Source organism: Halorhodospira abdelmalekii (genome assembly GCF_016583625.1).
In the GTDB taxonomy this organism is placed as follows: Bacteria; Pseudomonadota; Gammaproteobacteria; order Nitrococcales; family Halorhodospiraceae; genus Halorhodospira; species Halorhodospira abdelmalekii.
In genome coordinates this window covers 1-18,729 of the sequence record NZ_NRRN01000053.1, presented here as the reverse complement: position 1 = coordinate 18,729, position 18,729 = coordinate 1, and the positions used below count along the sequence as shown (strand labels likewise).

Sequence of the window (18,729 nt, the reverse complement as noted above, 5' to 3'; positions counted from 1 at the left end):
CCCCTCCGGGCACGGCGCGAGCGGCGATCCATTCGCCGGCGGTTGGCGCGATTCCAACCCGCTAATCGTAAGCAGCACTGTTCGGCTTACGTCCGTAGGAATGGTTTTCTATGGTTTTAGGAACGGTCCTAGCGGCTTCGATGAGACGAGTGAAACGGGCAGCTCCGTCGGCGATGTCAAGATCGGCCTTGCCAAGACCCTCGCACGCGAGCGCGGCGCGCGCCCCGACCTGGTGGCGCGGATCGTCTGGGATACAGACACTGGCGATCAGATGGATGGCGATGTCTCCATGGGGTTGGGCTTCGACCAGCTGCGCGTCTCGTTGAGCGCCCTCAAACGCCAAGATCCACTCGTCTTCACCGCGACTGGGGCCTATGAGTACACCTTTGAGGAAGGCGAGGTGAAGCCTGGTGATGCTTGGGCGTTGTCCCTCGGGACCTCTCTTGCCGCCAGTCCCGATACGTCGCTCAGCGCCTCCTTGATCCAACGCTTCTCTTCCAGAGCAGAGATCGATGGCCGTTCAGTGGATGGTACCGATCAAGTCAGCGGTGTGCTGGCCCTAGGGGCCTCGTCGATCGTTGGGCGCCGAACGCTGATTGCCTTCTCTGTCGCCGTAGGAGTGACGGATGACGCGCCGGACTACGCCGTTAGCCTTGCTGTTCCCGTACGATTTTGAGGTCGGCCCGGAGCGGTTTTGAGGCTGCTCCGGAGCGGTGTAGGGCTATGTGGGGCTAGGCTCGGGCTTGAGCTCGAGTTCCGGTTCGGGCGCAGGTCGCCCCCACAGGAAACCCTGTCCGATGGTGCAGCCGAGCGCTTGCAATTGCGCCCGTTGTGCTTCGGTCTCGACGCCTTCGGCGACGGTCTCCAGGCCCAAAACCCGCGCCAGTTCGATGATCGTCTGAACGATCGAGCGCGTCTCTGGGCTGCCCTCCATATCCCAGATAAAGCCTTTATCGATCTTCAGACGATCGACCGGCAGTCGCTTGAGGTAGAGCAGCGAGGAGTAGCCGGTACCGAAGTCGTCAATGGTCAGCTTGACGCCGCTCTCGCGCAGTTGACGGAGGCCGGTCAAGGTCGCTGCGCGCAGCTCCATAAAGGCCGATTCGGTGAGCTCCAACTCCAGGCAGCGGCTGGGTAGGCCGGTCTGTTCGAGGATCTGCAGGATCTCACGGTGAAAGGTGTCTTGTTGCAGATCAACCGCCGAGAGGTTGACCGCGACACGCCCGAATGATTGGCCGGCATCGAGCCATTTGCGCCCCTGTAGACAGCACTGAAAGAGAATTGTCTGATCGAGCGCGCTCATTAGCCCCATCTCCTCGGCGACCGGGATGAACTCACCGGGTGCTAGGAGGCCGCGTGTCGGGTGCTGCCAGCGAGCTAAGCTCTCGAATCCGATCGTTGCGCCGCTGCGCAAATCGACCTGACGTTGAAAGTAGGGGGTAAACTCGCCGCGCTCGAGTCCGTGGCGCACCTCTTGAACGACGTGCAGACGGCGCTGCGCCCGTTCAGTCAATTCACTGGCGTAAAAACAGGTCGTGTTGCGGCTGAGCCCCTTGGCGTTGTGTAAGGCGGAATCGGCGCTGCGCATCAGTTCTTCGACATTACCGCCGTTGTCGGGGTGGATGCTGATGCCGATGCTGCAGTGGCAGGGGAAGAGTTGTCCTTGGTACTGGAAGGGGCGAGAGAGTTGTTCGTGGATCGCCTCGGCGCGGGTGAGCGCCTCTTGAGCGGAGTGGATCTCAGCAATACAGAGGCTAAACTCATCACCGCTTAGGCGGGCGAGTGTATCGGCGGGTGTGATCAAGCTTTGTAGACGCTGAGCGACGTGCCGCAAGATGCGGTCTCCGGCCGTGTGGCCCAAACTGTCGTTAATGTCCTTGAAGTGGTCGAGATCGATAAAGAGAACTGCGAGCTGGTGCTGCGCGACCCGGCTGCGGTCAAGCGCCCGGGCGAGCCGGTCCATAAAGAGGGTGCGATTGGGCAGCCCTGTTAAGGTGTCGTGATAGGCCTGGTGTTGCAACCGCTGCTGCGAGCGGCGCAGCTCGGTGAGATCGCGAAAGACGCCGATGTAGTGCGTAATGGTACCGTAGGCGTCGGTGACCCGGCTGATCGTCGTCCACTGTGGTTGTAAGGTGCCGTTTTTGCTGCGATCCCAGAGTTCGCCCGACCAGCTGCCGTGTGCCTGTATGCTTTGCCACATCGACTGGTAGAACGCCTCATCGTGGTGTCCCGATTTAAGGAGCCGCGGGGTGTGGCCTCGGATCTCGTGCTGATGGTAGCCGGTGATCCGCTCGAACGCCTCATTCACTCGCACGATTCGGGTTGCGGTATCGGTGATCACGATGCCGTCGTGGGTCGAGGTCAATATCTGATCTCTTAGCTGCAGCTCACGTTCGAGGGTTTTGCGCTTGGAGATGTCATGGATCAGCACGTGGCACAGTCGCTGGCCTGAACGGTTGAGTGGCTGGAGGCTGATCTCGGTCCATAAAGGGGTGCCGTCGTTGCGTTGCTGGACCCACTCGATCCGTTGCCGGGAGCCGCTCAGCGCGGCGGCGACGAACCGCTCGGCCGCAGCCCGCGAGGCCGTGCCGTCGGGCTGTTGCGAAGGCGAAAGCTCCGCCGGATGGTAACCGAGGAGTGCTTGCGGCTGACTATAACCCAGCAACTCGGCCGCCGCCTGGTTGCAGGCGACGACGCGCGCACGCTCATCAAGCAACAGGGCCGCTTGCGGGCCCTGCTCGAAGAGGGTGCGCGCGAGCTGCGGAGTTAGAAGTGTGCACGAATCGCCGGGGGAAGCGAAAAATTCGGTCACAGAATCGACTCATTGGCTCGCTATTTGGAGCAGTGTACCTGTTTTTCGCCGGTGATGGGCAGCCAATGCAGTCGCAGCCCTGGGCGGGCACTGTACGCTGGTAGGGTGCCGTAGCCGGCGACCGCGATGGGCCGTCTTTGCCAATACACGACGGGTCGAGCGCGGCGCTCCCAGGGCGGGACGGCCAGCTGCTGCCAGAGGCGCTTTAGTGCCTTGCGGTTGTGAGCGGCTTCGGTCCGATGGCCCGGGTCCAGAAGCACGGTGAGCACGGCGCCTTGTAGGTCTGGCTCGAGCCCAGGATCCGGGCTGAGGGTCGCCGAGAGCTCGCCGCCGGGGAGGGTGAGGGGCGTCATGGCATCCCAGGTCCAGGTTTTGCCCCCAGTTTCGGGCTCAGTTTCAGGCCCGCTATCGACGGTCGATCTAGGCATTGTTCTTGGTTTTGCCCCTGCTTTTGCCCCTGCTTTTGCCCCTGCTTTTGCCCTTGGTTTTGCCTTTGGCTTTGTTCTGAGTTCGCCGGCGTGACTGGCGGTGCTCGGAGGCAACAGGTAGAGCTCGCCGCGAAAACGGCGCAGCGTGGCATCGCGCCAGATCAGCTCGGGGGCGGCGTCACCAGCGGCGTTCAGCAGCGCCTCCAGGCCGTTGCGCAAGTGCCGCTGCGGCGGCGGGCGTACGCCGGAGCACTCCAGCCAGCGGCGAATCAGCGCCTCGCGATGGGGCAGCGAGAATGCCCGTAAGGCGTCGGTGCGGGGGCGGCCGTGGGGGTGGCGGATCTTACACAGATCGCCATCGAGATAGGCACTGAACAGTCGCCGATCGCTAGCGAGCGCGTTGGCGCAGGCGGTCAGTCGTTCCGCAGCGCGCGGCCAGCGCTGCTGTAGCTGTGGCAGGAGGGTGGTGCGGAGGTAGACCCGATCGAAAGCCAGATCGGCGTTGGCTGGGTCGTCGATCCAGTTCAGCTGCATTTGCTCAGCGTACGCTTGTAGGGCCTCCCCAGAGGCGGTGAGCAGCGGCCGAACGAGCTCTGCGCGACCGAGCGGACGCCGCTCGGGGATGGCACTGAGAGTCTGCAGGCCGCCGCCGCGCAGCGCCCGGAGGAGGAATGTCTCGGCTTGATCGTCGGCGTGGTGGGCGAGGATCAGGCAATCGCCGGCCTCCAGTTCGGCGCTGAAGGCGTGGTAGCGGGCAGCGCGGGCGGCGGCTTCGAGCCCATCAGGGGCGTTGCGAGCGACGTTGATTGGGCAGATTCGCAGCGGAATCTCGAGCTCACGGCAGCGCGCCTGACAGTAGCGTGCCCACTGCGCGGAGTTTGGGTGGAGGCAGTGATCGACGTGGATGGCGCGCAGTGGCGCCGGCAGCTCGCTGCGTACCGCAGCGAGAGCGTGTAGCAGTACGCTTGAGTCGCGGCCGCCGCTGAAACCGACGCAGTAAGTGCGTGCGCGTGGTGCTAGGGCAGCCAGCCGCTCGCACAGTTGTTGGGGGAGCTGCTGAGCCAACCGCGCAACAACGCGCTCGAGGCGCGGCATCGCTACTCTTTCGGCTGGCCGATCTGCGCGAGACGGTGCTGGCGCTCGGCAACGAGTGCATCTGGGGTCATCGCGCTCAGCTGGGCCAGCTCCTCGATCAGTGCTTCGCGGATCGCCGTGGCCACACCACTGTGGTCGCGGTGGGCGCCGCCGAGCGGCTCGGGAATCACCCGATCGACCAAGCCTAAGTTGTGGAGCCGATCAGCAACCATCTGCATTGCCTCGGCGGCCTCAGCGGCACGGTCTGAGCTCTTCCACAGGATCGAGGCGCAGCCCTCGGGAGAGATCACCGAGTAGACCGAGTAGCGCAGCATCATCAAGCGATTGCCGACACTGATTGCGAGCGCTCCACCGGAGCCGCCCTCACCGACAACGATGCAAACAATCGGTACTCGCAGCTGCGCCATCACAGCGAGGTTGCGGGCGATCGCCTCGCTCTGACCGCGCTCTTCGGCGCCGACCCCAGGGTAGGCGCCGGGGGTGTCGATGAAGGTGATGATCGGCAGTTCAAAGCGCTCGGCCATCTGCATTAGGCGCAGGGCCTTACGGTAGCCCTCCGGGCGCGGCATGCCGAAGTTGCGGCGGACCTTCTCGCGCGTATCGCGGCCCTTCTGCTGACCGATGATCATCACCGGGCGGCCCTCGAAACGACCGAGACCGCCGACGATGGCGCCGTCGTCGGCAAAGGCGCGATCGCCGTGTAGCTCCTGAAAATCGGTAAAGAGCTGCTCGACGTAATCGAAAAAGTGCGGTCGCTCAGGGTGGCGGGCCAACTGCACGATCTGCCAGGCGGTCAGCGAGGAGAAGATCTTCTCGGTCAACGAGCGGCTTTTGGCCTCAAGGCGTTGGATCTCCTCGTTGATGTTGATGTCGCTGTCTTGGCCGACGTTACGCAGCTCCTCGATCTTCGCCTCGAGCTCGGCGATGGGCTGCTCGAAATCGAGAAAGTTCTTGCTCATGGGCTCAGGTCGCTGTCCACGTTGCGCAGGGTGCGATTGCTGCGTAAGTGTACCACAGTCAGTTGCCTGGATCGTCGCCTGAGTCGTCGCCCGAATCGCCGCTGGCGGCGATCTCGACCGGCTGGCGAAGGGGGTGGCGCTCGGTCGGCTCGAAGCGCCCCGTCTGCGGTCGCTGCTCGGGATCCGCCGCATCTGGAAGGACAACGTAGCTGTGCCGGCCGTAGTGCTCGAGGCGCTGCAACAGTGTGCGGGCGGCGGTGGCGTCAGCGGCCTGGATGGCGAGCACCGGCTGACCGGCAGCGCCGCTGCTCGCCCAAGCCACAGCGCCAACCTCGTTCCCGCCCTCGGTTGGGGCCATCGGGGCGCTGCGTTGCAGCGAACAGGTCTCCAGCTCCTCCAGGGTCGCCGCTAACGTGGCGTCAGGAGCGATGATGATAAAGGGATCGCGGCGATCGAACTGATCGGCTTGGGTCACCTGCAGGGGGCCGCTGAGCAGCGGGCGCAGCGACTCGGCGAGCTCCGGCCACTCGCTGATGAGGTAGACACGCTCGGCGAGCATGATCTGGCGTAGTGTCGGCACCCGCTCACCGCCGACCAAGCGCCGATAGAGCTGCTGCTCGGGATCAAGCGCGATCTCACGCGGGCGGCTTGCCAGTTCCAGGCGCACGCTCTTGTGCTCGCCCGGTGCGAGGGCGATGCGGTGGTGCTCGGTCGCAGCAGCAGTGGTCACGCGAAGCGGCACCTCAACCGGGTAGCCGCGCTCGTCCCAAACCACGTCGGCCTTGAGCCGATAGGCGACTGTCGTCTCTGCGCACGCTTCCGCCTCCGGTTCGTTGTCGCAGGCGGAGTAGGCGCGAGGGCGTTCGAGGCGGAGTTCGGGGGCGCCGGTGGCGGTCAAGAACCAGTCGAAGAGCGTGGCGATGCTCGTCTCGGCGGCGCCGATCTCGCTCTCGGTGCGCTCTCCCTCCCCGGTCGTCACTGCCGCCTCGCTAAAGGCGCGTTCCCAGTCGCGCCAACTCGCCCAGCGATGGCGGTGGTCGGCGTAAAAGCTGCGGACGGCCTCTTGGAAGAGTTCGTCGCCGAACTGTCGACGCAGGGTATGGAAGAGGAAGGCGCCGCGCTGATAGCCGACGATATCATCGATGCGTGAGCGCTTATGGCGAAAGGCGGCGAGCGGGTAGTCGAGAGCCGCCGGCAGGGCGGCCTGATCGTGGAGCCAGTCGCTGCGCATGCGCTCCTGTTCATCGCGGTAGCCGGCTTGGCGGTAGTCGGCCATATACTGCGTAATCGCCTCGCTCCAGTTGCCTTGGCTCCAATCCGTATAGACCCCGCGTCCCCACCAGTTGTGGGCGACTTCGTGAGCCAGCGAGGTCTCGGGGATAAAGGGCAGCGGCAGGACCTGTTCGCCGATGTAGGTAAAGCCGGCAAAGGCCAGGCCGACCGGCAGCGGTGCGGCGACCACGGCGTAGGTGCGGTGGCTCGGGGGGCCAATCTCTTCGGCGTAGTGATCAAAAAAGTAAGCAGTCTGCTCAAGGTAGCGCGGGCTTAGGTGCTGAAGGTGTTCTGGAAAGAAGGTTTGCACTTCGCCGTACTGGGTCTCGCGGCTGGCCATCTGCCAGGGGCCAGCGACGAGCATAATGCCGGCGGCCGGTTGCGGATGGTCGAAGCGAAGCTGGCGCAGCGGCCCCTGGCGCTGCTCCTGAGCCCGTTCGCCTTCGGCAACGGCCTGCAGCGTTGCCGGCAGGGTGACGGAGAGGGTGTAGCCAAAGGGACGCGGGGCTGGGCGCGGATACCAGCCACTTGCCACATCGAGCAGGGCGCCGCGCTCATCGAGGAAGGCGCGCGTGGTGCCTACGTTGGCGCCGGCGCTGGATGCAGCCGCTCGGTTTTGCGGTAGCGGGGTCCCGCGCCAAGTCAGCTGGGCCGTGGTCGCCGCATCCGGCTGCAGGACAACTGTACGGGCGTGGGGTTGTTCGATGGCGCCGGAGTCGATCGAGACATCGAGAAATTCGAAGCCGCGCCCGAGTGTCAGGGTCATCGGCTCGGGCGCTTTCAAGTCCAGTTCTAGCGCGCCCTTCAAGATTCCCTCGGCCGGGTTCAGGGTGACCGCTATGGTGGCTTGCGGCCACGTTTCAGCGCTACTGGGCGGGGCGCTAATGCCCTCCTCGGAGTCGGCGCAAGCGGTCAACGTGGCTCCGGCGATGCCGCCCCAGAGGAGCGCGGCCCACAACAGACCGGTGCGCCCGCGGCGCAGCCGTCGCGGCGATCGCCGGGGTCGTCGTAGCGGGCCGCAGTGCGACAGGGTGCGCAGGTGGGGCTGAGGTTGAGGCATGGGCAGAGCTCTACATCGCGATGCGTATCGACTTTTACAGTTTCCGCCTCCAGCACAGCTGTGGCAAGAGGGCGCCGGCGTCAGGAGTGGCGGCTGTTCTGAACGGTGGCGGGCAGGCCGTAAAGGACCCGAGAGCGGATGTAAGAGGGGTGGCCTAAATTTTTGGTTATGCAGTGAGTAACTGTTTTTTTTGCGGTGCCGCCGTAGCCTCACAGTGTTATGGGATCGAACCGCAAACCGCAGTGGGCACGGCAAGCGTTTGCCGAGCGGCTCGCTCAAGCGATTAGCGCGAGTGGTCTGTCGCTCCGTGAGCAGAGTCGGCTGGGGCGCCGTTTCGGCGTTACCGGTCCGGCCGTGCGCAAGTGGCTTGATGCGAGTGCGATGCCGTCGCGGGAGAATATGCAGAACGTCGCTAGGGAGCTGGGCGTCTGTCAGGCGTGGCTCGAATACGGCGAGGGGCCGATGCATCCGCAGTGCGTGATTGGCGAGACAAACGAGCCGCCCGCAGCCGATTATCGGAGCGATCCGCTTGAGCTGCGTGAAGAGGAACTCCGCATCGTGCTCACCTGGCGGCGCCTCAGCGACGAGGACCGGGTGGCGTTGATGCACATTGCCGAGCGGCTGGCGGAGGGCTCGCATCGCTAAGGCGGTCGTGGCGCGCTCTGGAGCGATTCTGGGGCGGTAACAAGCTGCTTTTAAAGAGTTTCTAATGCTGGTGGTTCGGTTGGTTCTCTCGCGCTTCTTGGGTTGTCGCGTTGCCGTTGCGCGCGCCATTTGTTAACGTGCTCGCGACCCGGCTACGGACCTGCCAGAATACTCCCATGACACGCTATCTATTCATTACCGGCGGCGTGGTCTCCTCCTTGGGTAAGGGGATCTCGGCCGCCTCCCTAGCTGCTGTGTTACAGGCACGCGGGCTGCGGGTGACGCTGATCAAGCTCGACCCCTACATCAATGTCGACCCGGGGACGATGAGCCCCTTCCAGCACGGAGAGGTCTTCGTCACCGAAGATGGCGCCGAGACCGATCTCGACCTCGGTCACTACGAGCGCTTCGTCCGCACCCCGGTCAGTCGCACCAATAATTTTACGACGGGACGCATCTACGAGAACGTCATCCGCAAAGAGCGCCGCGGCGACTACCTTGGTGGTACGGTCCAGGTCATCCCGCACGTCACCGATGAGATCAAGCGCTGTATTCAGGAGGGGGCAGACGACTACGACGTGGCCCTGGTCGAGATCGGGGGTACGGTGGGCGATATTGAGTCGCTGCCGTTCCTGGAGGCGATCCGGCAGATGGGCAGCGAGCTGGGGCGGCAGCGTTGCCTCTATATGCACTTGACGCTGGTGCCCTTTGTCGGCACGGCCGGGGAGATGAAGACGAAGCCGACGCAGCACTCCGTAAAGGAGTTGCGCTCGATCGGGATTCAGCCCGATGTTTTGGTCTGCCGGGCTTCGCGCCCGATCCCCGAGGAGGAGCGGCGGAAGATCGCCCTCTTTACCAATGTCGAGCCACGGGCGGTGATCGCCGCGCTCGATGTCGATAATATCTACCGACTGCCCGAACTGCTTCATGAGCAGGGGCTCGATCACATCGTCGCCGAGAAGTGGGGGCTTGAGCTCCCGCCGGCCTGCTTGGCCGACTGGCAGCGGGTCGTCGAGGCAATGGCGAACCCGGTCGGTGAGGTCACGGTGGCGATGGTTGGAAAGTATGTCGATCTGACCGACGCCTATATGTCGCTTAATGAGGCGCTGCGCCACGCCGGGGCACAGACCCGGCAGCGCATCCATATCCGTTATATCGACTCTGACGGGCTGGAGCGCGACGGCGATGCGGCACTTGCTGGGGCCGATGCCATCCTGGTGCCGGGCGGTTTTGGCGAGCGCGGCATTGAAGGCAAGATCTTAGCGGCGCGCTACGCTCGCGAGCAGGGGGTGCCCTATCTGGGGATCTGTCTAGGGATGCAGGTGGCGGTGATTGAGTTTGCCCGCCACGTCGCCGGGCTGGCCGGGGCACACAGTACCGAGTTTGTCCGCCACCCCCACCACCCGGTCATCGGCCTGATTACCGAGTGGATGACTGAGCAGGGCGAGCTGGAGCAGCGCGACGAGGACGCCGACCGGGGCGGTACGATGCGTCTTGGCGGTCAGCCGTGTCGCTTAGCGCCGGGTTCGCTGGCGCAGCAGATCTATGGCAAGGAGGTGGTGGTCGAGCGGCATCGCCACCGTTACGAGTTCAACAATCACTACCGCCAGCCGCTGGTGGAAGCCGGGCTCTGCATCTCGGGTTGGTCACAAGACGAGCGTTTGGTCGAGGTCGTTGAGCTCCCCGAGCATCCGTGGTTCCTCGGCTGTCAGTTTCACCCCGAGTTCACCTCGACCCCGCGCGATGGCCATCCACTCTTTGCCCACTTCGTGCGTGCGGCCATGGTGCGGCGCGATGCTCAGGAGAGCGGTGGCCCGGGTCCGGCGGCAGGCGGCTGTCGTGATGAAGACGCGGATGGACGTGCGCAGGCAACGAGCTAACGGTGCGCAGGGGAGGGGTGATGGACGAGATCGATCTGTGTGGCTACCGCGTCGGCCTCGCCCGGCCGCTCTTTCTGATCGCCGGGCCGTGTGTGATCGAGTCGGAGACGCTGGCTCTAGAGAGCGCGGCAAAGTTGCGCGAAATCAGCGGTGCGCTAGGGCTGCCGCTAATCTATAAGTCTTCGTTCGATAAGGCGAACCGCTCCTCCGGCGAGAGCTATCGCGGGCCGGGGCTTGAGGCCGGCTTGCGCATCCTAGAGCGGGTGCGCAACGAGATCGGGCTGCCGGTGTTGACCGATGTTCACGAGGACAGCCCCCTTGATGAGGTCGCAGCGGTCGTCGATGTGCTACAGACGCCGGCCTTTCTCTGTCGACAGACGAATTTTATCCGTGCCGTAGCCGCTTGCGGGCTGCCGGTCAACATCAAAAAGGGCCAGTTCTTAGCCCCTTGGGATATGCAGCATGTGGTTGCCAAGGCGCATGCAGTCGGTAATCGCCGTATCATGGTCTGCGAGCGCGGTGTCAGCTTCGGCTACAACAACCTGGTATCGGATATGCGTGCCCTGGCCGTGATGCGCGAGACCGGCGCTCCGGTGGTCTTCGATGCGACCCACTCCGTGCAGCTGCCCGGTGGCCAGGGCCACGCCTCCGGCGGTCAGCGCGAATTCGTGCCGGTGTTGGCGCGGGCGGCAGTCGCCGCCGGGGTCGCCGGGCTCTTCATTGAGACCCACCCGCAGCCCGAGCGCGCCCTCTCCGACGGGCCGAACGCTTGGCCGCTGGGGCAGCTTCCGGCGTTGCTTGAGACCCTATTGGAGGTCGACCGCTTGGTGAAGAGGCGTGGCTTGATCGAGACGGCGGGGTGCGCGGGTACAGGTGCAGCGGCTGGGGCATGATCTCAACCCACGGTGAATGATCTTCACAGGAGAGTGAATCAGCATGGCGAAAATCGAGCGCATTAGCGGACGCGAGATCCTCGACTCGCGCGGCAACCCGACGGTAGAGGCCGATGTTTGGCTCGACGACGGCAGCTTTGCCCGCGCTGCGGTGCCCTCCGGGGCCTCGACCGGGAGCCGTGAGGCGGTCGAGTTGCGCGACGGCGAGGGACGCTACTGCGGTAAAGGGGTCTGCCGCGCCGCTGATCACGTCAGCACAGTGATCAATCAGGCCCTGCACGGACTGGAGGCGAGCGAGCAGCAGGCGCTTGATCAACGCTTGATCGAGCTCGACGGCACCCCGAACAAAGCCAAACTCGGTGCCAATGCCATTCTTGCCGCTTCCATGGCGATTGCGCGGGCGGCGGCACTGAGCAGCGGCCAGCCGCTCTATCGCTATCTGCTTGAGGAGGGGGTGACGCCGTCGCTGCCGGTGCCGATGATGAACATCCTCAACGGCGGTGAGCACGCCGATAACAGTGTCGATATCCAAGAGTTCATGATCGTACCGCTCGGCTTTGACCGCTTCAGTGAGGCGCTGCGCTGCGGCACCGAGATCTTCCACGCCTTAAAGAAAGTGCTCAGTGCGCGCGGGCTGGCGACCGCGGTCGGCGATGAGGGCGGCTTTGCCCCCGATCTGCCCTCTAACGAGGCAGCGCTCGAAGCGGTGATGGAGGCGATCGACCGGGCCGGCTATAAGGCGGGCGACGAGGTGGTGCTTGCGCTCGATGTGGCGAGCTCAGAGCTCTACACCGATGGTCGCTATCGTCTCGCCTCGGAAGGACGCGACTTCGATGCCGCCGGATTTACTGATTACTTGGCACAGCTCGTCGAGCGCTTCCCCATCGTCTCGATCGAGGACGGGATGGATGAGTCCGACTGGGAGGGCTGGAAGCTATTGACGCAGCGTCTCGGGCAGCGGGTGCAGCTGGTCGGTGATGATCTCTTCGTGACCAACCCGCAGATCCTGCAAGAGGGGATCGACCGCGGGGTGGCCAACTCGATTCTCATCAAGCTCAATCAGATCGGTACCGTCAGCGAGACGCTGGAGGCGATTCGCATCGCCGATAGCGCCGGTTACACGGCGGTAATCTCCCACCGCTCCGGCGAGACCGAGGATGTCACGATCGCCGATCTCGCCGTGGCCACCCGGGCTACCCAAATCAAGACCGGCTCGCTGAGCCGCTCCGACCGGGTGGCGAAGTACAATCAGCTGCTGCGGATTGAGGAGCAGCTTGGCAGCAAGGCGCTCTATCTGGGGCACAGGGCGTTGATGGTGCACCGTTAATCAGTAATGGCGCACGGCGCACGGTAGCGGCTGTCCTCCCGAGGAGACAAGATTGCGTTGGGCGATGGTAGCTTTGGCCGTGCTGCTAGGGGTGTTGCAAGTGCAGTTGTGGTTGGGCCCGGGGAGTCTCCCCGTGGTGCTCGAACTCTATGCCAGCAAACGCGAGCAGCGCGCGCAGAACGAGCAGGCCGAGGCTCGTAACGACGCCCTGGCAGCCGAGGTCGAGGATCTTAAGGAGGGGGTCGATGCGCTGGAGGAGCGCGCCCGTGCCGAGCTCGGTATGATTCGTCAAGACGAGACCTTCTATCAGGTCGTCGAAGAAGAGGATTGAAGGAGGGGCTGCGGGTGCGGGTTTGGGCAGTGGTCCCTGCCGCCGGAGTGGGGCGGCGGATGGGCGGCGGTGAGCCGAAACAGTATCGGGCGCTGCTGGGGCGGCGGGTCATCGAGTGGGTGCTGGAGCGGCTGCTTGAGCCCCCAAGCGTGGCCGCGGCAGTGGTCGCCGTTGCCGCTGACGATCCCTATTGGGCGGGGTTGCAGCTGGCCGCGGAGAAGCCGATTTATCGGGTTGCCGGCGGCGCCGAGCGGCAAGACTCGGTGCGCTCGGCCTTAGACCGGGTGGCCGAGCTGGCTGACCCCGCCGATTGGGTGATGGTGCACGACGCCGCCCGCCCTTGCCTGAGCACGGCCGAGTTGACCCGACTGCTCGCGACGGGAATGCAGCACCCCGACGGCGCGCTGCTGGCTAAGCCGGTGGCCGATACCTTGAAGCGCGCGGCCCCTCCAGGCGTCCTCCCTTCGGATATCGCACAGGTGCTCGAGACGGTGCCGCGAGATCGGCTCTGGCAAGCCCAGACCCCGCAGCTTTTCCCCTGGCAGCGACTGCGGACAGCGCTTGAGCAGGCTTGCAGCGAGGGGGTTACGGTCACCGACGAGGCGCAAGCGATTGAGCGTCTGGGCGGGCAGCCACTGCTCGTGCCGGGCGATCCGGCCAATCTAAAGATTACTCAGCCCGAGGATTTTGCCCTGGCGGCGGCGATCCTACAGGCCCGCGAAGCCGCTGCAGCGGAGGCCACAGCGCCGTGATACGCATCGGTCAAGGTTTTGATGTTCACCAGTTTACCGCCAAGGGCGAGGGCTTTCGCCTCGGTGGGGTGTGGATTCCGTACACGCGCGGGCTCAAGGCCCACTCCGACGGTGATGTACTGCTCCACGCCCTGACCGATGCCGTACTCGGTGCCGCCGGGCTCGGTGATATCGGCTACCACTTCCCCGACGACGATCCGCGCTGGCGCGCTGCCGATAGCAGCGGTCTGTTGGCCAGTGCGGTCAAATTCAGCGCCGAGGCCGGTTGGCGGCCGATCAACGCCGATACCACGGTGATCGCGCAAGCACCGAAGCTGGCCGGCCATATCGCGGCCATGCGCGAGGCCACGGCGGCGGCGCTGGGGCTGCCCCCCGGCGCCGTCAATATCAAAGCGACGACCAGTGAAGGGCTCGGTTTTACCGGCCGTGGCGAAGGGATCGCAGCACTCGCTGCGGTCTTGATGGAGAGCAGCCGCACCCCCCATTCATGATCACCGCCTACGGTCCGACCCTCGGTCGTGCGCAGCTGCGCAGTGAGCCGGAGGACTTTCGCGTCGTCGAGGAGCTTGGCTTTGTGCCCTCGGGGAGCGGCGAGCACTATCTTCTGCAAGTGCGCAAGCGCGGCTGGACGACACCGGCGGTGGCTCGTTTGCTCGCCGAGCGCTGCGGGGTGCCGTCGCGGCAGGTCGCCTACGCTGGCTTGAAGGATCGGCACGCCGAGACCACACAGTGGCTGAGTCTTCAGCTGCCGGGGCAGGACCTGCCGCTGACGCCCGGTCCGCTGGCGGAGGGGGTCGAGCTGCTGGCGATCGAGCGCAACGCCCGCAAGCTGCGTCACGCCGCGCTGCGCGCCAATCGCTTCGCCCTGACCCTACGCGCCGTGGATGCGCCGCGGCGGGCGGTCGAGCGGCGACTCTACGCTATTGCCCAGCGCGGCATCCCGAACTATTTCGGGCCGCAGCGTTTCGGTCGCAGCGGCGATAACTTCGAGCAGGCGCGCGCCTGGCTGCTCGCCGGGGCGCCGGTGCGCGATCGCACCCTGCGCGGGCTGCTGCTCTCGGCGGTCCGTTCGGAGCTCTTCAATCGGGTGCTGGCCCGCCGGGTGGTGGCCGGCACCTGGGATCTGCTGCTGCCGGGCGAGCGGGCGATGCTCGATGGGCGCGGCAGCCACTTCGCCGTCGCCGAGCTGGATGCCGCGCTAGAGCGGCGACTGCGCCGCGGCGAGCTGCATCCGAGCGGGCCGTTGGCCGGGCAGAGCGACCCGGCAGACGCCCCGGCCGCCGGGGTTGCCGCGCTCGAGCAGGCGGTGCTGGCCGAGGAGGCCGACATGGTCGCAGCCCTGCAGCGGCGCGGTCTGCGGGCCGAGCGCCGAGCCCTGCGGGTGATGCCACGGCAGTTGTGTTGGCACTGGCCGGCGACCGATCGCTTAGTGCTGTGTTTTGCGTTGCCGCCGGGGGCCTACGCGACGACCTTGATCGCTGAGCTCTTCGATACCGAATCGGTGCCGGTGCATCAAGCCGCTTCGGCAGAGGGGTCAGGGACGCTTTGCGGGGGCGCGCAGTAGCACGTAGAGTGCACCGGTGCCGCCGTCGCGCGGCGGTGCCGAGGCGAAGGCGAGGATCTCATCGCGGCGGCGCAGCCAGCCGTCGACTGCGCTCTTGATCACTGAAGTACCGCTGCGCGAGCCGCGCCCCTTGCCGTGGACGATGCGCACGCAGCGGATGCCGCGCTGCTGCGCCGCTTTGAGAAAGCCGCTGAGTGAGGCGTGCGCCTGCCGCCGTGTCTGGCCGTGCAGATCGAGGTGGGCCTCGGGGCTGTAGTGGCCACGCCGTAAGCGCTGAATCACGCGCCGTTGGACGCCGGGTCGGCAGAAGGAGAGCTCATCGCCGCTCTCGACGCGACTCGGGTCGGCGGGCTCCGCCAGCAACTCATCAAGGACGCGCTGCTCGTCGGCCTCAAATTGTAGCGGGCGCGGGGGCGGGCGGCGCCGGCGGGTGTCGGCGCGATCGTTGGGAAGTGGGCGGGCGTCGACCACTGCGGCACGAAAGAGCTCGGCCTCAGGATCGGTTGCCGCCGCATTCGGCGCTTCATGGCGTGCTCGCTCATGCGGGGCTCCCCGCCGTGCGGGCTCATCCCCTGTATCGGGGGCGCCACATCGGGTCGCTTGCCCGCGCTGCTTCGCCTTATCCATGAGCGCTCCCCATTCGATGGCCACAACCCCGGTGCTGCTGACCCCGGTGCCAGCCAGTATAATGGGCCGACAGCGCAGAGCAGAACCCATGCCACGGCGGGTGGTGACGGCAGTGCTAGCGGTCTGCGACCTACAACCTGTAGTCTGCGGTTGTAGCCTGCGTTCTGCGGAGGGTTAGGGCGGTTTTGAAAGGAGCGGTATGTATATCTTGATCAGCAACGACGACGGCTATCAGGCCCCCGGTATCCTGGCGCTGGCCGAGCGCCTCGGAACGGTTGCCCGGGTCACCGTCATCGCCCCCGAGCGCGATCGCAGCGGTGCGAGTAACTCCCTAACCTTGGAAGACCCGATCCGCGTAGCGCAGGTCGAGCCCGACCGCTACCGGGTGCAGGGGACGCCGACCGACTGTGTCCACCTGGCCCTGACCGGTTTCCTCGAAGAGGACCCCGACATGGTCTTTTCGGGGATCAACGCCGGCGCCAATCTCGGCGACGATGTGCTCTATAGCGGCACGGTGGCTGCCGCCATGGAGGGGCGCTACCTCGGCCTGCCGGCGGTCGCCGTCTCGCTGGCCGGGCGGGCCGATAGCGGCTACGCTTTTCGCCACTTCGATACCGCCGCGCGGGTCGCACTCAAGCTGCTTGAGCAGATTCAGGACGATCCGCTGCCGGTCGATACCATTCTCAATGTCAACGTCCCCGATCTGCCGTGGGCAGAGCTACAAGGCTTGCACGCGACGCGCTTGGGCTGTCGTCACCGCGCCGAGGCCATGATCAAAGAGCACGACCCGCGCGGCCGACCGATCTACTGGATCGGGCCGCCGGGCTCGGAGCAGGACGCCGGCCCAGGGACCGACTTCTACGCCGTGCGCAACGGCTTTGTCTCGGTCACCCCCATTCAGGTCGATTTGACCCGTTACCACGCCCTCGACCAAGTGCGCGGCTGGTTGCAAGGGGTGGCGCTGTGAGCGCCTGGGAGGGGCGTGTTAGCGAGGGCATCGGCATGACCTCACGGCGCACCCGCGACCGCCTGATCAATGCCTTGATCGAGCAGGGCATCCGGGATGAACGAGTGCTCGATGCCTTGCGCGAGATCCCACGCCACCTCTTCGTCGACGAAGCTCTGGAGAGTCGGGCCTACGACAATACGCCGCTGCCGATCGGCCACGGCCAAACGATCTCGCAGCCGTGGGTCGTCGCCCGCATGTCGGAGTTGCTGCTGGAGCACGGAGTGCCGGAGCGAGTGCTGGAGATCGGTACCGGCTCCGGCTATCAGGCCGCGATCCTGGCGAAACTGGTGCCACAGGTCTACAGCATTGAGCGCATCGGCGCCCTGGTGCATCAGGCGCGCCAGCGGCTGCGTGCCGCACAACTCTTCAACGTCCAGGTCCGTCACGGCGATGGTTATCAGGGGTGGCCGGAGTACGCGCCCTACGCTGGGATCATGCTGACGGCGGCGCCGCATCAGGTGCCGACGGCACTGCTTGAGCAGCTTGGCGTCGGCGGACGGTTGGTGGCGCCGGTCGGTGGCGCCGGGGCGCAGACGTTGATCGTGATCGACCGGACCGCAGAGGGTCTGACACAGCAGCGTGTCGCTGGGGTGAGCTTTGTGCCGATGCTCGAAGGGCGGCAGTGAAGGCGACGGTTAAGGGCGGTGAAGGCTGCAGTGAAGGAGCTAGTCGAGGGGCGTTGAAGGCAGTCAAGGAGCTGTAAAGACGATCGCGAAGAAGAGGAGAGCGAGATGGGCATAGAGGGTGGTCTACCGCGAGAGTTGCGGATCGAGGGGACGCAGATTCACACCCCGCAGCGGAGCTATCAGGTCGATGAGATCGCCGAGGTGCGGCTGGAGGAGGGGCGTCAGCATGTAACCGATTTGGGCGATGGCATCGGCTGCCTGAGTGGTTGCCTCGGCGTTGTCGTGCTCTTCTTCTTGCTGCCGCTTCTCGCCTTTGTCGTGACCGATGAGCCGGCAGCGGCCATTCTCGCCTTCGCTGCGATGGCGCTGATCACATTGGTGACCTTCATCACCCTACGCCTGGTGCCCCGCTATCGCCGTGTTCTGGAGATCCACCCCCGTGAAGGCGTTGTCGATCGCTCGATCTGGCGCCGCGGGCGTCATAAGGGTTCGAGGCCCGACGAGCTGCAAGAGGCCGAGCAGGCGTTGCGCCGTCTACTGCGGTGAGAAGTGGGAAGCCTCGCCCGTGGCGCGGCAGCGCTTAGGGCGGAGCGGGCGTTCAAACTCCGCTGCGTAAGTAGACCGGCAGTGCCTCGTGGGGGGCTAGGCCGGCGCTGGAGCACCACAGCTGCTGCGCCCGCGGGAGTAGGTCGCGGGCCTGAGGCAGCGCCTCGGTATCGCGGCGGCGCAATTGAGTGGCCGAGTCGGCCGGCGGTTCTGTAGCCGGCTCTGTAGCCGGCTCTGCCGGTCGCTGCGGCAGGGGGGTCAACTCCGGGTAGGCAGCAAAGCCGCGGCCGACGGCGAACCACTCCCCAGCGGGCAGGGCCTCGGTCGCCTCGACCAAGGCCGCCGGGTCGCTTACGCGTTCGCCGGCGAGTGGCTGCATGAGACCTGCAGCGGAGTGCCCGAAGACGCCCCAGTAGACTTGCCCCATGCGCGCATCGAGAGCGGCGACGACACGCTCTGCACCAGTGCGGCGCCACGCCCCGCTGGCTAAACCCTCGAGCGTCGAGACGGCGAGGGCCGGGATCTGCCAAGCGGTGCACAGCCCCTGTGCTACCGAAGTGGCTAGGCGTACGCCGACGAAACCGCCCGGTCCGCAGCCGTAGGCGAGGGCGTCGATCTGCGAGCGGGTGACGCCGGCCTCATGCAAGAGCGTATCGAGCATCGGCAGCAGGCGCTGGGCGTGGGCGCGCGGGGCCTCTTCGCAGTGCTCGAAGAGTCCCTCTGGCGTCTCAAGGGCAACCGAGCAGCCCTCGGTAGCGGTTTCGATGGCGAGGATCGTCGCCGGTGCTGCGGATGCGCTCTGCTCGGACATACGCGGTACAATGCTCCTGCTTGCGGCTTGCGGCTTGCGGCTTGCGGCTTGCGGCTTGCGGCTTGCGGCTTGCGGCTTGCGGCTTGCGGCTT

The 18,729-nt window shown here is 65.5% G+C and carries 18 protein-coding genes; 12 read left to right on the top strand and 6 right to left on the bottom strand.

Annotation, left to right across the window (positions count from 1 at the left end; translation table 11 throughout):
• Positions 1-676: transporter (locus tag CKO15_RS11540; RefSeq protein WP_476729766.1), on the top strand; the 676-nt coding region annotated here is incomplete at its 5' end.
• Positions 677-721: 45 nt separating this feature from the next.
• On the opposite strand, the gene CKO15_RS14545 is transcribed toward CKO15_RS11540, so the two are convergent.
• Genes CKO15_RS14545 through CKO15_RS11520 form a run of 4 tightly spaced genes read right to left on the bottom strand, consistent with a single transcriptional unit; the run spans position 722 to position 7,626 of the window.
• Positions 722-2,812: an EAL domain-containing protein gene (locus CKO15_RS14545; RefSeq protein WP_200196377.1), complete on the bottom strand. Its 2,091-nt coding sequence runs from the start codon at positions 2,810-2,812 to the stop codon at positions 722-724.
• Between the two features lie 20 nt (positions 2,813-2,832).
• Entirely contained in the window at positions 2,833-4,335 is a 1,503-nt protein-coding gene (tilS, locus tag CKO15_RS11530) for a tRNA lysidine(34) synthetase TilS (RefSeq protein ID WP_200196375.1), read from the bottom strand.
• Between the two features lie 2 nt (positions 4,336-4,337).
• Positions 4,338-5,294: an acetyl-CoA carboxylase carboxyltransferase subunit alpha gene (locus CKO15_RS11525; RefSeq protein WP_200196367.1), complete on the bottom strand. Its 957-nt coding sequence runs from the start codon at positions 5,292-5,294 to the stop codon at positions 4,338-4,340.
• Between the two features lie 58 nt (positions 5,295-5,352).
• Positions 5,353-7,626 carry a M1 family metallopeptidase gene (locus CKO15_RS11520; protein ID WP_200196365.1) on the bottom strand — a complete coding sequence of 758 codons (2,274 nt, stop codon included), beginning with the start codon at positions 7,624-7,626 and terminating at the stop codon, positions 5,353-5,355.
• Positions 7,627-7,845: 219 nt separating this feature from the next.
• On the opposite strand from CKO15_RS11520, the gene CKO15_RS11515 reads away from it, so the two are divergent.
• The 8 genes from CKO15_RS11515 to truD all read left to right on the top strand — a co-directional run bounded on the left by CKO15_RS11515 (position 7,846) and on the right by truD (position 15,018).
• Positions 7,846-8,271: a hypothetical protein gene (locus CKO15_RS11515; RefSeq protein WP_200196363.1), complete on the top strand. Its 426-nt coding sequence runs from the start codon at positions 7,846-7,848 to the stop codon at positions 8,269-8,271.
• Between the two features lie 176 nt (positions 8,272-8,447).
• A complete protein-coding gene (locus CKO15_RS11510; protein ID WP_200196361.1) occupies positions 8,448-10,151 on the top strand; it encodes a CTP synthase in 1,704 nt (567 codons plus the stop codon).
• Between the two features lie 20 nt (positions 10,152-10,171).
• A complete protein-coding gene (kdsA, locus tag CKO15_RS11505; RefSeq protein WP_200196359.1) occupies positions 10,172-11,044 on the top strand; it encodes a 3-deoxy-8-phosphooctulonate synthase in 873 nt (290 codons plus the stop codon).
• 43 nt (positions 11,045-11,087) lie between these two features.
• A complete protein-coding gene (gene eno, locus CKO15_RS11500; RefSeq protein WP_200196357.1) occupies positions 11,088-12,371 on the top strand; it encodes a phosphopyruvate hydratase in 1,284 nt (427 codons plus the stop codon).
• 52 nt (positions 12,372-12,423) lie between these two features.
• A complete protein-coding gene (gene ftsB / locus CKO15_RS11495) occupies positions 12,424-12,702 on the top strand; it encodes a cell division protein FtsB (protein WP_242464753.1) in 279 nt (92 codons plus the stop codon).
• A gap of 8 nt (positions 12,703-12,710) precedes the next feature.
• A complete protein-coding gene (ispD, locus tag CKO15_RS11490) occupies positions 12,711-13,454 on the top strand; it encodes a 2-C-methyl-D-erythritol 4-phosphate cytidylyltransferase (protein WP_420842143.1) in 744 nt (247 codons plus the stop codon).
• Entirely contained in the window at positions 13,454-13,945 is a 492-nt protein-coding gene (ispF, locus tag CKO15_RS11485) for a 2-C-methyl-D-erythritol 2,4-cyclodiphosphate synthase (RefSeq protein ID WP_338036055.1), read from the top strand. The genes ispD and ispF overlap by 1 nt, the downstream gene beginning before the upstream one ends.
• Entirely contained in the window at positions 13,942-15,018 is a 1,077-nt protein-coding gene (gene truD / locus CKO15_RS11480; RefSeq protein ID WP_200196352.1) for a tRNA pseudouridine(13) synthase TruD, read from the top strand. The genes ispF and truD overlap by 4 nt, the downstream gene beginning before the upstream one ends.
• Here truD and CKO15_RS11475 read toward each other — a convergent pair.
• The gene (locus CKO15_RS11475; RefSeq protein ID WP_200196350.1) at positions 14,989-15,645 is read right to left on the bottom strand and encodes a Smr/MutS family protein; all 657 of its coding nucleotides are present in this window, start codon (positions 15,643-15,645) and stop codon (positions 14,989-14,991) included. The genes truD and CKO15_RS11475 overlap by 30 nt on opposite strands.
• Before the next feature lie 199 nt (positions 15,646-15,844).
• Here CKO15_RS11475 and surE point away from each other — a divergent pair, with 199 nt between their 5' ends.
• The 3 genes from surE (at position 15,845) to CKO15_RS11460 (ending at position 17,826) form a co-directional block, all read left to right on the top strand.
• Positions 15,845-16,612, top strand: a complete 768-nt coding sequence (surE, locus tag CKO15_RS11470; RefSeq protein ID WP_200196348.1) for a 5'/3'-nucleotidase SurE — start codon at positions 15,845-15,847, stop codon at positions 16,610-16,612.
• Positions 16,613-16,647: 35 nt separating this feature from the next.
• Positions 16,648-17,280: a protein-L-isoaspartate(D-aspartate) O-methyltransferase gene (locus CKO15_RS11465; RefSeq protein ID WP_200196381.1), complete on the top strand. Its 633-nt coding sequence runs from the start codon at positions 16,648-16,650 to the stop codon at positions 17,278-17,280.
• Between the two features lie 105 nt (positions 17,281-17,385).
• Positions 17,386-17,826, top strand: coding sequence for a hypothetical protein (locus tag CKO15_RS11460; RefSeq protein WP_200196346.1), 441 nt, complete (start codon positions 17,386-17,388; stop codon positions 17,824-17,826).
• Between the two features lie 52 nt (positions 17,827-17,878).
• Here CKO15_RS11460 and tsaB read toward each other — a convergent pair.
• On the bottom strand, positions 17,879-18,729 hold an 851-nt coding region (gene tsaB / locus CKO15_RS11455), incomplete at its 5' end, for a tRNA (adenosine(37)-N6)-threonylcarbamoyltransferase complex dimerization subunit type 1 TsaB (protein WP_207124077.1).

Excerpts from the sequence above, each read along its gene's own strand:
- surE (WP_200196348.1), top strand. The coding sequence starts at position 15,845 with ATGTATATCTTGATCAGCAACGACGACGGCTATCAGGCCCCCGGTATC.
- CKO15_RS11525 (WP_200196367.1), bottom strand. The coding sequence starts at position 5,294 with ATGAGCAAGAACTTTCTCGATTTCGAGCAGCCCATCGCCGAGCTCGAG.
- CKO15_RS11475 (WP_200196350.1), bottom strand. The coding sequence starts at position 15,645 with ATGGATAAGGCGAAGCAGCGCGGGCAAGCGACCCGATGTGGCGCCCCC.
- tilS (WP_200196375.1), bottom strand. The coding sequence starts at position 4,335 with ATGCCGCGCCTCGAGCGCGTTGTTGCGCGGTTGGCTCAGCAGCTCCCC.
- CKO15_RS11465 (WP_200196381.1), top strand. The coding sequence starts at position 16,648 with ATGACCTCACGGCGCACCCGCGACCGCCTGATCAATGCCTTGATCGAG.
- truD (WP_200196352.1), top strand. The coding sequence starts at position 13,942 with ATGATCACCGCCTACGGTCCGACCCTCGGTCGTGCGCAGCTGCGCAGT.
- CKO15_RS11520 (WP_200196365.1), bottom strand. The coding sequence starts at position 7,626 with ATGCCTCAACCTCAGCCCCACCTGCGCACCCTGTCGCACTGCGGCCCG.
- CKO15_RS11510 (WP_200196361.1), top strand. The coding sequence starts at position 8,448 with ATGACACGCTATCTATTCATTACCGGCGGCGTGGTCTCCTCCTTGGGT.
- CKO15_RS11515 (WP_200196363.1), top strand. The coding sequence starts at position 7,846 with ATGGGATCGAACCGCAAACCGCAGTGGGCACGGCAAGCGTTTGCCGAG.
- CKO15_RS11460 (WP_200196346.1), top strand. The coding sequence starts at position 17,386 with ATGGGCATAGAGGGTGGTCTACCGCGAGAGTTGCGGATCGAGGGGACG.
- kdsA (WP_200196359.1), top strand. The coding sequence starts at position 10,172 with ATGGACGAGATCGATCTGTGTGGCTACCGCGTCGGCCTCGCCCGGCCG.
- eno (WP_200196357.1), top strand. The coding sequence starts at position 11,088 with ATGGCGAAAATCGAGCGCATTAGCGGACGCGAGATCCTCGACTCGCGC.